The sequence below is a fragment of the Cytobacillus sp. C11.1 genome, from assembly GCF_058145115.1.
In genome coordinates this window covers 3,251,277-3,265,651 of record NZ_CM176935.1, presented here as the reverse complement: position 1 = coordinate 3,265,651, position 14,375 = coordinate 3,251,277, and the positions used below count along the sequence as shown (strand labels likewise).

Below are 14,375 nucleotides of genomic sequence, written 5' to 3'. Positions count from 1 at the left end.
GAAGGTGTTTTTTTCAGTAAATAGCATCTTCAATAATAAGGTCACTCTCAGCAAAACGCTCCACTCTTAATGGACTTAAGTCCAGCGTTTCGTATTTGCCTGTCCGAATCAGTTCAGATAGACATTTGCCGACAGCGGGGGCTTGCTGCATTCCATGGCCGCTGAATCCAAAAGCTACATAATAGCCTTTCATTGTTGGATATTCACCCAGGATAGCATTATGATCTTTTGTGTTAAAATCATACAAACCTGACCAGCCTCTTTCGATTTTCGCATGTTCGAAGTTTTTAATCCGATTGGCAAGCACTGGCCAAATATGTTCTTCAAAAGCTGATCTTCGCCATTTAAAATTAATTCCAGGCTCAATTTCTTCTGCATATCCTGATATGAATTTTTCACCTTCATGGCGGAAATAGACCCCTGTCGGATCCATTGTTAATGGAAGATAATTTTCTAAAGGTTCCTTTATATCAAATTGAAAGATTTGTCTTGGGAGTGGTACAACAGGAAGCGGCAAACCTGCTTTTTCCCCCAATATTGATGCCCAGGCTCCGGCACAATTCACAACAACAGGAGCATGATATTCCCTTCCATTAACAAGCCTGATTCCCTTTACTTGATCCTGCTCTGTAATAAGGCTGTCCACTTCATCATATATATACTCCGCTCCAAGTTTTTTGGCATTCTTCACATACCCCAGCATAACAGAGTAAGGATCTAAGTATCCGCTTTCACTGCAGAATAACCCTCCGGCAATATCTCCAATATTCAACTCGGGTATGATCCTTAACAGTTTCTCGCCTTCTAAAAGCTGAGAATTAATCCCGTTTTCATTCTGAAGCATTAAATGTTTTTCAAAACGGGGCATCATTTCTTCAGTAGCTAAAAACAGGTACCCTCTTTGCTTAAAGTCTATCTCTACGGCTTCACCATCGATTGCCATATCCCGGGAGAAATTTTTATATATTTGCAGGCTGTATTTACTTAGCTGCATATTGACAACGGTTGTATATAGCTGCCTGAATCCCCCTGCACTTCTTGGTGTAGAAGCAAATTCGTACAGCCCGTCTTTTTCAAAAACAATAATCTTGCCTGTAAACCCATCGTTTAATAAGTTATAAGCAATACTCGAACCAATGACTCCGCCGCCAATAATGATAATATCTGCCTGGATTGACATTCGCTTCCCTGCCTTCCTATGTTCGTTTCTATATTCATAATGTTACTCATTTGAAGACTGGGATGCTATGTGCATTTTACACGGAAAAAGAATATTTTGAAAATTTTTAATTGTTTATTTTAACAAGGGATTTAACACTTCAAGGAGAATCTATTAGTAATCAAAAAATATCGGGTAAAGGGGTTATCATTTTGGGCTTTTTAAAAGATATTTCTCAATTAATCGTTGAGAATACCTCAAAAATTATCGAATACCCAATCAGTATTAGTGACAATAAAGGCTTTATTATTGGTTCAAGTGATATCAGCCGATTAGGGAGTTTTCATCCGGCCTCCCTCGAAGTAGTAAAACGGAAGAAAACCATTTCCTATGAGTTAGAAGAGGTAAAAAGTCTACATAATGTTTTGCCTGGAGTTGCTTCTCCTATCATTATTAACCACCAACCGATTGGAGTACTGGGGATTGTCGGGGAGCCTGCGGAAGTTCGGAAGTATGCGCAGCTCGTTAAAAGCCATGTAGAATTAATGTGCCACGAATACCTGAAGAAAGAAATGAGTGCCCTTGAATCAAAAACGCTTGACAACTTGTTTCGTTACCTCCTAAACTCCAAGAAACCCGAGGATTTGGAATACTGTGTAAGATATGCAAAAATGCTCGGATACCATCTTGATTCTCCTCATAGCAGGATCTGCTTTTTAATAGAAATCGACCTTGGAATAGAATCCAGTCATTCACTGGAAATGGAGGTCCAAATACCGGATAAATATTCATGGCACTTCCTGCAAAATAACATTTCCGAAATACTGCAATACTATTTAATTGATAATCCGGAAGATATCCTATCCCCCTTAACACTAGATCAATTTATCTTAATTAAAGCAATCGATAAGGAAGAACCCTATGAGCTCTTTATGAAAAGGATGGACCACAAGATTCATAGGCTGTTCCAATATTTAAAGACAGAAAATAGCTGCTCCGCAAGTATTTCGATTGGAAGTGCCAATAATGGAATACACGGAATAAAGGATTCCTATCAAGCAGCCTTAAAAGCATTAACAGCTGGGAAAAAAATCAGCAAATCACCAAGGATATTCCATTATAATGATTGGAATATCATTTTTGAGCTTGCAGGGAATGGATTAAATCAGTATGTAAAAGACACGCTAAAGGAAAAATTGCATGATTTTATCAATCATGTGAATTATCCGACACTGGCGCAAACTTTTATGGCTTATTGCAGCTGCAACATGAACATGAGTGAAACGGCACGGATCTTGTTTCTTCACCGAAACTCCCTGGTATACCGTATGGAAAAAATCAATGAACTCACGAAATTGGATATTTCACGATTTGACCACTGCATGCTTTTATACTTTGCCATAAAAAGTTCAGGGAATAGCGAAACTCAGGAGTCTTTGAAAATGGACAAAACGGAGGAAAGCTTCTTGCCATAATAGTTCAGTAGCGTTTTAAAAAACGATAATTGCCATAAAAGATAAAAAGGGGAGGCTAAGCCCCTCCCTTTCAAATTGTAAAGATGTAATCACAATAGAAGATGCATTCTGCTAATCCCTTGTCCTGTTTAAACTTATTGATAGATATGTCTGGTGGCTTTATTCACTCTAAGATGATTGATTACCTAGAACACCGTCAGTTTTAGCGGTTCCATCTTCTCCTACATTTGCTGCGTTTGGATTTTCTCCAGCCGCTGCAGCGCCATCTTTACCAACTATAGCCACACTTGCAAATTCCCCTGCTGCCACTCCGCACTTTCCAATTGCTACCTCGCGTGCTGTGTCATTTACGATATTATTACAGCTGCAAGCTGCATCTTTTAACTTTTTCTTTTCCTTCTCCTCACAAATAATCGACGCATTCCAATCTTTATTATGATTGGTGCCGTAAAAATTACTAAGCATTTACCTTCACCATCCTTCCTAATAACTATTAATTCGGACAAGATTTGACACAGCTATTTACCTTCATAAGGAAAACGGTATGAGAATATGTGCTAAATCCATGAGCATATGATTGATTTCTTTAGCTAATGAAGAGGACAAATTTCAAAAGGTGGTATGGAGCCTCCCCTGTTATTGTGAGGGGCGGCTGCCTTTACGAGGCATAATGGTTGAGTTCATGTTATCTGGGTGAATTAGAGAGGGTCGTCCTTTTCAAATTGCTAAAGATGCGATTGTCTCAATGGATTAGGCATTCTGCTAAAATCATTTGTCCTGTTTTAAACTTTGAATAAATATTAATCATTTGACTGAGAAGCTTTATTCCCTCTTGAAGTTGACTGCGCACATAGGGCACCATCAGTTTTAGCGGTTCCATCTTCTCCTACATTTGCTGCATTTGGATTTTCTCCGGCTGCTGCTGCGCCATTCTTGCCAACTATTGCGACATTTGCAAATTCGCCTGCTGCCACCCCGCACTTTCCAATTGCCACCTCACGTGTTGTGTCGTTTACGATATTGACACAGCCGCATGTATTCTTTTTCTCATTACACATAAAATACCCATCCCTTTCTTTTATATTATTGAAAAACATTTTGGTTAAATCCTAAAGTACCTGACAGTAGTCAAGTGGTTTGAGCTGTTCCGTCATCCCCAACACTTGCTGCTTCTGGATTTTCACCAGCTGCAGATGAGCCATTTGCACCTACGATGCCAATATTGGTATTTTCACCAGCACCAACTCCTTGTTCCCCAATAGCCACTTCACGTTGTGTGTCATTAATTACATTTATTTGTGGTTTAAAATCAATATTTATTACTAAGCCTTTAAGTGCTTCTTCAACTTCTTTTCTAACGAGTTGGTTAATATTAGTATCACTGCCGTAAAAATTACTCAACATATGCTTTCATCCTCCTTTCCCTACCTAATATAATTTATTTATTGGGACAAGATTTGACTTGGCAATTGACCTAGAGATGATAAAATTTTATGAAAAGTGCACATGTTGTGCTTAAACCTATCAGCATAAGGCCAGCTTTTTATATATGCCTTCCACCCATGAAGCTTCTTCAAGCCATTGAGACCAAACCGTACATATTTACCTATCCATTCAGATAATTTGTTATGAAACAATTGCACTTACAGAAAGTTTATTTACTTTATATACCAATACAAATCTGTATTTTTTCAGTGTATCTTTGCCAAGCATAAAGAAACTCCCCTCCAAGCAGGCAGATTTTTGTTTTAAATCTGTCTGCATAAAGGGGAGCATATCATTCTTAAAACGAGTTTTGCATATTTTTATAGAGGATGATTCAAGCTACTAAGTTTTCATCCTGGTTTATAACTTAGAAAATTAAAACCAAACCCTTTTAAAAATCCCTGCTGCTATTTAACCCTCCTGGATAAAAATTTGTGCTAACTAAACCTAAACACGAAGCTTCTATCACTAACGGTTAGATAGCATTGCCGGCAAAGTCAGCAACACGCCTCTTTCATGGCAATCTGCATGTAAACTTTATTAATAATTATCAATTTGCGCTCTCTGCAATTTTCCGCTGTAATCCACATAAATGGATTTCCATTCTGTATATACATCCAATGACGCTACTCCAGAATCTCGATGGCCATTGCCGGTTCCTTTTGTTCCCCCAAATGGCAAATGGATTTCTGCGCCAGTTGTTCCTGCATTCACATAGACAATTCCAGTATCCAGATCCCTCATGGCTTCGAAGGCCTGATTGACATCTTTTGTATAGATGGCACTGGAAAGCCCAAATTCTACTTTGTTATTAATTTGAACGGCTTCTTCCATACTTTGAATGGGAATGATCGAAACAACTGGCCCAAAGATTTCTTCCATCGCAATTCTCATATCAGGTTTTACGTCTGTAAAAATGGTAGGCCAGTAGAAATTCCCGTTCTCTAATCCTTCTCCAGCAGCGATTTTACCGCCTGCAAGCAGTTTTGCTCCTTCTTCCTGGCCAATTTTCACATACTCATCAATTCTCTCAAGGGAGGAACGGTTGATGACTGGCCCTACTTTTACCGTTTCATCCAAACCATTGCCGAGCTTTAATTCTCCTATCCGGTCTAGAAGCTTTCCTTCCAATTCTTCCTTTACATCCACATGGACAAGGACACGGCTTGTTGCCGTACATCTTTGCCCGCTCGTTCCAAAAGCCCCCCAAAGAATCCCTTCTACTGCAAGATCAACATCCGCATCCTCCAATACGGTGATGGCATTTTTACCGCCCATTTCAAGTGAGGTTCTCTTTAGAAGAGCACCTGCTTTCCCATTGATATCTTTCCCTACTTCATTGGAACCTGTAAATGAGATTATATCGATGCCCGGATGCTCGACCATCGCATTTCCGACAACGCTTCCCGAACCGTGGACAAGATTAATAAGTCCTTTAGGAAGCCCAGCCTCTTCATAAATCTTTACAAACTCAGCAGCAAGGATTGGCGTTTCTGTTGAAGGCTTCCACACGATCGCATTCCCGGTTACCAGAGCAGGAAGCGACTTCCATGATGCAATGGCAATCGGAAAGTTCCAAGGGGTGATCAATCCTGCAACCCCAATCGGAACCCGGACGCTCATGGCAAATTTATTGCGGAGCTCAGACGGGACAGTATCACCAAACATTCTGCGTCCTTCCCCTGCCATGTAATAGGCCATATCGATGGCTTCCTGCACTTCTCCCCGGCCTTCGTCAATGACTTTTCCCATTTCACTTGTTAGGATCTGTGCCAGTTCTTCTTTTCTTTGCTTTAATAGAAAAGCAACCTCATAGAGGATTTCGGCCCGTTCCGGCGCAGGCACTAACCGCCAGGACTTCTGCGCAGCTTTTGCTGCTTCAACTGCTCTGTCAACCTCCTCTTTAGAGGATTGGGTTACTTCAGCTAGGACTTCGCCAGTTGCTGGATTTAGAACAGAAACATATTTTCCAGTTGAGGATTCGCACCATTCACCGTTAATAAAATTTAAAACTTTTTTCATTTAATAGCCCTCCATTACAAGTTTATTTAACCTATAACTATTTTTAGTTTTTCTTTTATTCTATTTACAGCTTCATATAATCTCTCATTAGGAACTGAGAGAGACACACGGAAATATCCTTCTCCCGATGGCCCGAAAGCATTTCCGGGAGTAAGAATCACACCAGTCTGCTCCATGACACTTGTTACAAATGCTGTGGAAGTGTATCCGCTTGGTACAGGTGCCCATATGAAAAAGCTCCCTTTGGGCGGCTCGACTTCAACCCCAATTTTTCTAAGGCCTTCCAGCATCGCAGCCATGCGCTGCTTATAGATTTCGTTGTGTCTGGCAATGCAGCTTTGGTCACTGTTTAAGGCAAACGCTGCAGCTTTCTGGGTGGGAGTAAATTGACCCGTGTCAGTATTGCTTTTATAAACAGAAAGCGCTTTAATAATACTCTTGTTTCCAACCACATATCCAATTCTGAAACCTGTCATGTTATAGGTTTTAGAAAGAGAGCCGAACTCTACAGCTATCTCCTTCGCCCCGTCCACTTCCAGGATGCTGGGGGCCTTGTAGGAATCAAAGGTAACCATATTATAGGCTGAGTCATGGGCAATCGGAATTTGGTGCTGTTGGGCAAATGCTACAGCTTCTTGGAAAAATTCAATACCAACTGTAGCTGAAGTAGGGTTTCCTGGGTAATTCAAAAACATAAGCTTTGACTTCCTCAGAATTTCACCAGGAATGGCATGTAAATCAGGCTTAAAATCATTTTCCTTTGTCATTGGCATATTATAATAGCGCCCATTCGCCAAAAGTGCTGCCATTCGGTAAACCGGATAGCTGGGATCCGGAACAAGCACATATTCACCTGGATCAATGAGGGTCGGCACGATATGAGCAATCCCCTCTTTAGAACCAATTAAGGCCAGCACTTCCGTTTCAGGATCGAGCTCGACTTGATACTGACGCCAGTAAAAATCTGCTACAGCCTGTCTAAATTCCATACAGCCAACAAAACTGGGATACTTTAAATTTCCGGGGTTTTGCGTTTCTTCAACAAACTTTTCAACAATATGACCGGGAGTGGGCAAATCAGGATCACCAATCCCCAAATCAATAATATCTACTCCTGCTTTCTTAAGTTTTTCCTTTTTTTTATTAATCTCTGCGAATAAATAGGGAGGGATTTGACTAATTCTATCCGATTGAAAATTCACGAAGTCACCGCCTAACCTTATTAATTTTTATATATTCTGAAAACTATAATTCCATATTTATAATTTACTGGTTTTGAAGGTGAATCACTATGGTTGATTTGAACAAAAATAAATCGCTTTTTCTAATACATTCCGTATGATTTTTACAAATTGGGGTTATTTATATTTGCTATATGTATTTGGCAATTAAATAATGCTAGTTACGGCAGAATGAAATAGGCTTGATTCTACTGCCACATACAATTTTAAAATCCTGTTGATTGGAGTGGAAGGTGCGAAGACTCCTGCGGGAGCAAGGGTCAGGGGAGACCCCACAGGAGTGGAGTGACGAGGAGGCTCCCCGGGCCGCCCGCGGAAAGCGAAGCACCTGGAACGGAAATCAGCAGACCCAATTTACAGACGGAAAAAAAATGCAAGTTATAAAAATAAACTTGCATTTTTTAGCTCACTGCTAATTTAGGCTATTGAACAAAAATACCCATATCAGATGGGGGATTAAAAGTTACTGTTCCTCCAGAAAGATGGGACAAACGAAAAAGCGCTACAATTTCATACCAATGGAAACTTGGTTCGGATTCATTTTCAGTTCAATTATGGTTGGACGTTCATTTTCTTTAAGAGCTTCCTTGAAAACAGAACGGAAGCTCGAAGCAGAATCTGCAGTAACGCCAATTGCTCCCATGGCTTCTGCTATCATTGAATAGTTAACATGGGAAAGTTCGGTTCCGATCACACGATCAGGATAGACTCTTTCCTGATGCATCCGAATGGTTCCATAAGAAGAGTTATTAAATAAAAGGACAATGACAGGTATTTTATTTCGCACTGCCGTTTCGATCTCCTGCATGGTCATCATAAACCCTCCATCTCCCGCAAAAACAACCACCGGCCGCTCAGGATCTGCAATCTTTGCTCCAATCCCTGCAGGAAGACCGTATCCCATTGCACCTGATGTAGGAGCAGCGTAAGATTTTTCACCAATAAAGGTATGAAAATTTTGCAGCCATGTGGCAAAGTTTCCTGCATCATTCGTGATAATCGCTTCTTTTGGACAAAGTTCATTAAACACCTGGATGACCTCTTTATAACCGATTGACCAAGGCGCTTCCTCAATCTCATCCATTCGCGATGATTGAATAAATACCTCTCTCCGATCTTTGCTCCATGCCGACCAGCAGGAAGAGTCCCACTTCTCCACTTCCTTATTCAGAGAGTCCAAAGCTGTTTTAGCATCAGCAACGAGCCCAAGTGTTGGAGGGTAAACTTTACCTAGGACATTTGCTTCAATATCAATGTGAACTAATGTTTGTTCAGGTTTTATTAAGGAATAATCCTGTGTGGTTACTTCAGAAAGCCTGGTTCCGACAGCCAGAATCACATCAGCTTCGCGAACTGTATCAATCTGGGACAGTGGTGTACCTAAGCCTAATTGGCCACAATACATTGGATGATCATTGGACAGTACGTCATGTCTCCTGAATGAAGCGACAACCGGAATGTTTGTTTTTTCACTAAAAGACTGCAATGCTTCTTCACCGTCAGATAACTTTACCCCTCCTCCTGCAATGATGACCGGACGTTCTGCCTTTTTTAAATAAGATAAAATCTCGAGGGTTTGCTCTTTTGAAAGAGCCGGCTTTGGAATCAGAGTGCCAGCAGCGAAATTCATGTCAGCCACCTTAGGCAAAACGTCCTCTGGCAATGAAACAACTACAGGTCCGGGACGTCCTGTCTGTGCTATCCGAAATGCCCTCTGAACAAGCTCAGGTGTCCGTTCCGGATCTCGAATTTCAACTCCCCATTTGGTTACCTGTTCGAGAAAACGATCAAGCTCCATTTCCTGAAACCCTTCACGCCCTCGAAATTTTGTATGAACCTGCCCAAGAAAAACCACCATGGGAGTAGAATCCTGAAAGGCTGTATGAATTCCGATAGAAAGGTTGGCTGCTCCAACTCCGCGGGTGGCCATCACAACTGCAGGCTTATTCGAAGTTTTTCCATAACCCTCAGCCATGAACGATGCTCCACCTTCATGGCGATTTGAGATTAACTCAATATCCTTTTCTTCATAGATTGCATCCATTAATGGCAGGTAGCTTTCCCCGGGTACACAAAAAACATGCTTGACATTTTCTCGCTTCATACATTCTACAATAGCCTGGGCACTTGTCATTTTCACCATTAATAACTCCACCTTTCAATTGGTAACCTATTAAGATATCAGATTGATGATCTATTTTATGTCAATGATTGAATCAGAAATTTAATTATCTTTTCACATATTGAAATATCATTTCACTATGTAAAGATATTTAGTTATTGACTTCTTATTGAAGATTACCCTCTAAAGCCTAAGTCTTTTGAAATAGCCTGAGCTGCTTCTTGTGTTTTTCCAAGAATTTCACCTCTTCTTCCATCTGAGAACCTCATGCTTGGACCCGTTACGCCAAGAGCTCCGACTACCTCTCCGGAGAAATCACGAATAGGAAAGGAAAAGCCCACTGTATCAGGATCCTGCTCACCTAAACTGACTGCATATCCTTGCCGTCTTATCGTGTCAAGTTCCTGGTATAGCTTCTTTTCATTGGTGATCGTATGAGGTGTGAATTCTTCAAACTTCATCCGGCTGATAATTTCTTGTTGCCTCGTTTTTGGGAGGTAAGCCAGTAAGAGCTTTGGTCCTGAACCAACGAATAAAGGAAATCTTTTGCCAACTCTAGTATAAAGTCTTATTGCCTGGCTGCTTTCTACCTTTTCAATGTAAATTGCCTCTTCTCCCTCGCATACTGAAAGGTGGACGACTTCATTGATTTCTTTGCTCAAAGCTTTCATATGCTCATAAGCAGCCTGACGAAGTTCTAAGTCCTCACTAACAAGATTCCCCAGTTCGAGAAGCTTGAGGCCCAGACGGTAGCGTATATCATGTTCTGAGTACTTTATTTTGCGGATAAATCCCCCCTCTTCAAGAGAAGCAAGCAGACGAAAAGCAGTAGCCTTTGGCATTCCAGTCATTTCATAAATTTCTTGAAGAGATATCTCTCGCCTATTCTCAGAAAAAAGAGATAGTAATTTTAATGCTTTCGTAACACTCTGATTCACGTCATTCATCCTTCTTTCATTCAGACGGTAATAAGGTAACACCTTTGCGTTTCGCATATTGAAATGACATTTTACTTTATATTCTTTTAGTAAGCATAATGGCAAATTTTAAAAAAATCAATACAATTAACAGAATTTTTATAAAATTATAAACTCTTAATAAAGGTACTATTTTTAATCAGAGCCAAAGCGAATGTTCTATCTCTGTTAAATTAGCCTGTTGATTTCCGCTGCAGGCACTCCCTTTCCGCGGGCGGTCCGGGAGCCTCCTCGTCGCTTTGCTCCTGCGGGGTCTCCCTTTGATCCGCACTCCCGCAGGACATTGAATAAGCTTCCTCGAATTTACACCGCACGAAGGAAATGCGAATGCATTTTCGAGGATCTCGTGCCTTCCGCTCCAATCAACAGGGTGCTAAAAACAACAATAAGCTTTAACAAAGCCTTTTATAATTATAAAAAAGAGACCTTGTTTAATTCTTCAGTCAGAATAACAAGGTCTCTTATGTAATCATTAATTTCTTTTAATTAACCCAAATGTTAATTTTTAACTATACTCCCCATCAAAAAGATGCTTTTTCATTCCAAGTGAATACCTTCTGTAAATGGCTCTGTCCATTGGTCTTTATTCTTCCGCAAAGCTCTTCCCATTTAAATAATAGTCAACCTCCAAAAATGCAGTAAATGCTACTTCTACTTCTGGAACACCAAGTGACTGGACATGGTTCGTCACAATCTTCGCAAATTGGTTTTGCACCTCTTTACCTCTATCGAACCACTTTACTTCTATAAATGGATAAGCTGGCACTTCATTTTGGTTAAACACGAAAGTTGATTGTACTACTTCCAAAGTAAAGTTTTCTTCTCCGCAGTCACATAATTCTGCTAACTCTTTTACTAGAGGGATACTTATTTCTTTTGTCTGATCTACTGAAATTCCCCTTATGAATAAATGTGGCATTTTATTTCCTCCATGTTGTGACAATTTAGCTTTGTTAAACGAAAGCTTTTATATCAATTCTTCCTGCTTTCAGCGAGTTGCATTCCCCTAACTTATAATCTAAAGTTATAATATTATAACTTAATAATATCTTCCATCCTAACCAAACCTGCTCAGCGAATACCTGTCTATTGGAATAGATGTTTCCCCATCCATGATCAATTCAGTTATAAGTGTCCCTATTAAAGGGGATAGTGTCACACCGCTATGGGTGGCTGCCACATAAAGGTTTTCAAAACCGGGCACTTTCCCGAGGATCGGAAAGCCGTCTTCAGGCATGGCGCGAATGCCGGAGAAGGCACGAACAATTTTGGCCTTTCCTAATGCAGGAACATAGCGAACGGCCATATTGGCAGTTTCCTGGATAACATCAAGCGTTGTCGCTCGGTTAAACCCTGCCTGCTCCATGGAGTAGCCCATTAGCACCTCACCATTGTTTGCCTGCCTTAGCCCGCTGATTGTAAAATTCAAAAATGGCTTCAATGGTTCGGATACAAGAATCTGCCCTCTTAATTGGTTGACCGGAATCTTAATCCCAAGCATTCCCCCTAATTCCCGTGACCAAGTTCCGCCAGCCAGGATGAGGTTTTTGCAAACATATGTTTCTTTATCAGAAACAACCATATATTTTCCATCCTGCTTCTGAATCTCAGTTACTTTATTGTATGTTGAATAATGCACTCCATTTTTTTTTGCAGCCCTCATATACATATCAATCAGACGGAAGGGATTTACATTCCCATCAATGGAGCTGTATGTGGCTCCAGCAACTTCAGGGTTCATGAAGGGTTCTTTTTCTAGAACTTCTTCCCTTGATAGCACTTTAATTTTTATGCCGATTTTACGGTAGGATTCAGCAAGCTGCTTTGCTTTTTCCCGGTCGCTTTCATTGAAAAATGGCGAAAGTCCTCCAGTGCGCTTGTATTCAACATCACCTATTTTTTTAGACAAATAAGGATAAAGTTCAGCGCTGTACATATTGAATTCCGCATACCAGGATGGAGTTTTATTATGAACCCACACCCAGGCCTGGGTCGATCCGGAGGTGCCTGACATGGGGTATTTTTTATCGAGCACAAGCACGCCCTCTCTGTATCGTTCGGAAAGATGAAAGGCAATCCCGTTGCCTACTACGCCTCCTCCAATCACAATCGTTTCATAGCTTGTTTCCACTTATCTCACCTTCCCGTCCTCTATTTCCACCTCATCCAACACCGATTTGACGGCGGAAAAGGCTGTGCTGTTTGTTGCCAGTGTTTCAAGCTTAATCGGCGATAGCGGCATCCGCATCCTTGGCAAAGGAATCTCTGAAAAGGGCAAGGCTGTTTGTTCATGAATGATGTTTGCTACAAGTCCCGTACAGATCTTTGCCTGGCAGGGGCCCATCCCGCATCGAGTCAGCCTTTTAACGTCATCAAAGGTTCTGCCTCCATGTCCAATGACTTCTTCCACCTCTTCATAGCTGATTTCTTCACATCGACATATGATTGTTGTTTTATCCAACTTATTCACCTTCTAGTCTCTTTTTCTATTAAACTAAGAGATAAACTGATCCTTCAGCACCGGAGCTGCAAAGTTTCTAATGTGTTTCGTTCTTCCTTCCCACACATCTTTATACTCAAAAAGCTGGAGCTCTTTCCACAGTGCATCTCGGATTTCCTCTGCCTCTCCACTTCTGAGTGCCTGCAGTTCTTCACATACACTGATTCCGGCAATCATGCCTGTGAGAAGTAATGCACCCTGTTCGCTGATTCCCGCCGCATTTCCGGCTAAAAATATATTTTCTTTGTCCGTTTTAAACTGACGATTATATTGCGGGACCCATCCGCCCAACTCTTCCTGGTAGCCAAACGAACAGCCCAGCTGGTAAAACGAATCAAGTATCGGCGATCTTCCACCATCGATGCATACAACATCCGCAGTTACCGTTAAGATATCTCCGGTCACTTCAATATCGATTTCCTCCACCTGTCCATTTCCTCTCGCCTCTTTTATTAAGCTATTAAAATAAAAAGGAATACCTCTTCCCGTTAACGCATCTATTTTTTCCTTCTCTCTTGCAGCCGCCGAAGGGTTTTTCTCAACAATTCCTTTAACCTCCACGCCAACCTCCAAAAGCTGGCTTGCAACATCCAAGGCAAAATCGCTTGAACCCACAATCACTGCTTCCTTTCCTGGCATCACAAAATCCCGGTTAACCAGTGTCTGGGCGGCACCGATCGTTATAATGCCCGGAAGCGTCCATTTTGGAAAAGCCACTGCCTTTTCAGCAGCACCAGTGGCCACGAGGATCTTTTTCGCTTTAACAGGAAACACCTTTTCTTCATCAGAAAGACCCACACTTCCATCAGCATACAGCCCGATAACGCGATGATTTAAAAGTGTACCTGCTCTAAAATCATGAATTTGTTCTGTTAAGATCTTAGCCAATTCAAACCCCCGCATTGGCTGATAGAGGGAAGGCAGCTGCCGGATCAGCTGCGTTTGCTGGCTTAGCTGGCCGCCAAGAGAGGAGGATTCATCGACAACCGTAACATCCAATCCTCTTGATGCTGTTTCAATTGCAGCAGCAAGGCCTGCCGGTCCGCCGCCTATGATGAGAACGTCAGTCTCCATACTGTTCCCTCCTTACCTCGGGGTCTTCCAGATTTGGATATACGGTCATTCCTTCTTCAACCTTTGTCATGCAAGTGCGTACATGATCTTCACCGTTAACAGTCATATAGCAGCTGCAGCATCGCCCGCGCGAGCAAAAAAGGCCTCTTGATTGGACCAGCTTTCGACTTAATCCAAATTTCTTTACTCCATTGGCCATTAAAGCCGCTGCAACCGTCTGCTGCTTATAGGCTTTATACGGCTGGCCTTTGAAGTAAAAGGTTACAGGCTCTTGAAGCTGCTTGCCGAGGATGGGATGAGTCTCTATATGCATAAAAGCC

General features: G+C 41.4%; 14 protein-coding genes. 1 reads left to right on the top strand and 13 read right to left on the bottom strand.

Going from position 1 to position 14,375, the window contains the following annotated elements; translation table 11 throughout:
- Window positions 1–13: 13 nt before the first annotated feature.
- Window positions 14–1,180 (bottom strand): NAD(P)/FAD-dependent oxidoreductase, encoded by a 1,167-nt coding sequence (locus tag AC3ZVC_RS16185; protein WP_490064239.1) that lies wholly within the window; start codon window positions 1,178–1,180, stop codon window positions 14–16.
- 191 nt (window positions 1,181–1,371) lie between these two features.
- Between AC3ZVC_RS16185 and AC3ZVC_RS16180 the strand changes: the two genes are divergently transcribed.
- A complete protein-coding gene (locus AC3ZVC_RS16180; protein WP_490064238.1) occupies window positions 1,372–2,634 on the top strand; it encodes a CdaR family transcriptional regulator in 1,263 nt (420 codons plus the stop codon).
- A 168-nt stretch (window positions 2,635–2,802) separates the two neighbouring features.
- Here AC3ZVC_RS16180 and AC3ZVC_RS16175 read toward each other — a convergent pair whose 3' ends face one another.
- The 12 genes from AC3ZVC_RS16175 to AC3ZVC_RS16120 form a co-directional block, all read right to left on the bottom strand.
- On the bottom strand, window positions 2,803–3,099 hold the full coding sequence (locus AC3ZVC_RS16175) for a hypothetical protein (RefSeq protein WP_490064237.1): 297 nt from the start codon (window positions 3,097–3,099) through the stop codon (window positions 2,803–2,805).
- Window positions 3,100–3,434: 335 nt separating this feature from the next.
- Window positions 3,435–3,692 (bottom strand): hypothetical protein, encoded by a 258-nt coding sequence (locus AC3ZVC_RS16170; protein WP_490064236.1) that lies wholly within the window; start codon window positions 3,690–3,692, stop codon window positions 3,435–3,437.
- A 70-nt stretch (window positions 3,693–3,762) separates the two neighbouring features.
- Window positions 3,763–4,038 (bottom strand): hypothetical protein, encoded by a 276-nt coding sequence (locus tag AC3ZVC_RS16165; protein WP_214722419.1) that lies wholly within the window; start codon window positions 4,036–4,038, stop codon window positions 3,763–3,765.
- Between the two features lie 621 nt (window positions 4,039–4,659).
- Window positions 4,660–6,141 (bottom strand): aldehyde dehydrogenase family protein, encoded by a 1,482-nt coding sequence (locus tag AC3ZVC_RS16160; protein WP_490064235.1) that lies wholly within the window; start codon window positions 6,139–6,141, stop codon window positions 4,660–4,662.
- A 26-nt stretch (window positions 6,142–6,167) separates the two neighbouring features.
- On the bottom strand, window positions 6,168–7,343 hold the full coding sequence (locus tag AC3ZVC_RS16155; RefSeq protein ID WP_490064234.1) for an LL-diaminopimelate aminotransferase: 1,176 nt from the start codon (window positions 7,341–7,343) through the stop codon (window positions 6,168–6,170).
- Between the two features lie 541 nt (window positions 7,344–7,884).
- Entirely contained in the window at window positions 7,885–9,525 is a 1,641-nt protein-coding gene (locus AC3ZVC_RS16150; RefSeq protein ID WP_490064233.1) for a thiamine pyrophosphate-dependent enzyme, read from the bottom strand.
- A gap of 155 nt (window positions 9,526–9,680) precedes the next feature.
- Window positions 9,681–10,442 carry an IclR family transcriptional regulator gene (locus AC3ZVC_RS16145; protein ID WP_490064232.1) on the bottom strand — a complete coding sequence of 254 codons (762 nt, stop codon included), beginning with the start codon at window positions 10,440–10,442 and terminating at the stop codon, window positions 9,681–9,683.
- Between the two features lie 622 nt (window positions 10,443–11,064).
- Window positions 11,065–11,400, bottom strand: a complete 336-nt coding sequence (locus AC3ZVC_RS16140; protein ID WP_490064231.1) for a DUF1904 family protein — start codon at window positions 11,398–11,400, stop codon at window positions 11,065–11,067.
- Window positions 11,401–11,538: 138 nt separating this feature from the next.
- Window positions 11,539–12,612, bottom strand: coding sequence for an NAD(P)/FAD-dependent oxidoreductase (locus AC3ZVC_RS16135; RefSeq protein ID WP_490064230.1), 1,074 nt, complete (start codon window positions 12,610–12,612; stop codon window positions 11,539–11,541).
- Window positions 12,613–12,951: a (2Fe-2S)-binding protein gene (locus AC3ZVC_RS16130; RefSeq protein WP_490064229.1), complete on the bottom strand. Its 339-nt coding sequence runs from the start codon at window positions 12,949–12,951 to the stop codon at window positions 12,613–12,615. It abuts the gene before it with no gap.
- Window positions 12,952–12,975: 24 nt separating this feature from the next.
- Window positions 12,976–14,055, bottom strand: coding sequence for an NAD(P)/FAD-dependent oxidoreductase (locus AC3ZVC_RS16125; protein WP_490064228.1), 1,080 nt, complete (start codon window positions 14,053–14,055; stop codon window positions 12,976–12,978).
- Window positions 14,045–14,368, bottom strand: a complete 324-nt coding sequence (locus tag AC3ZVC_RS16120) for a (2Fe-2S)-binding protein (protein WP_490064227.1) — start codon at window positions 14,366–14,368, stop codon at window positions 14,045–14,047. The genes AC3ZVC_RS16125 and AC3ZVC_RS16120 overlap by 11 nt, the downstream gene beginning before the upstream one ends.
- Window positions 14,369–14,375: the final 7 nt, after the last annotated feature.

Excerpts from the sequence above, each read along its gene's own strand:
- AC3ZVC_RS16185 (WP_490064239.1), bottom strand. The coding sequence starts at position 1,180 with ATGTCAATCCAGGCAGATATTATCATTATTGGCGGCGGAGTCATTGGT.
- AC3ZVC_RS16175 (WP_490064237.1), bottom strand. The coding sequence starts at position 3,099 with ATGCTTAGTAATTTTTACGGCACCAATCATAATAAAGATTGGAATGCG.
- AC3ZVC_RS16160 (WP_490064235.1), bottom strand. The coding sequence starts at position 6,141 with ATGAAAAAAGTTTTAAATTTTATTAACGGTGAATGGTGCGAATCCTCA.
- AC3ZVC_RS16170 (WP_490064236.1), bottom strand. The coding sequence starts at position 3,692 with ATGTGTAATGAGAAAAAGAATACATGCGGCTGTGTCAATATCGTAAAC.
- AC3ZVC_RS16120 (WP_490064227.1), bottom strand. The coding sequence starts at position 14,368 with ATGCATATAGAGACTCATCCCATCCTCGGCAAGCAGCTTCAAGAGCCT.
- AC3ZVC_RS16125 (WP_490064228.1), bottom strand. The coding sequence starts at position 14,055 with ATGGAGACTGACGTTCTCATCATAGGCGGCGGACCGGCAGGCCTTGCT.
- AC3ZVC_RS16150 (WP_490064233.1), bottom strand. The coding sequence starts at position 9,525 with ATGGTGAAAATGACAAGTGCCCAGGCTATTGTAGAATGTATGAAGCGA.
- AC3ZVC_RS16140 (WP_490064231.1), bottom strand. The coding sequence starts at position 11,400 with ATGCCACATTTATTCATAAGGGGAATTTCAGTAGATCAGACAAAAGAA.
- AC3ZVC_RS16165 (WP_214722419.1), bottom strand. The coding sequence starts at position 4,038 with ATGTTGAGTAATTTTTACGGCAGTGATACTAATATTAACCAACTCGTT.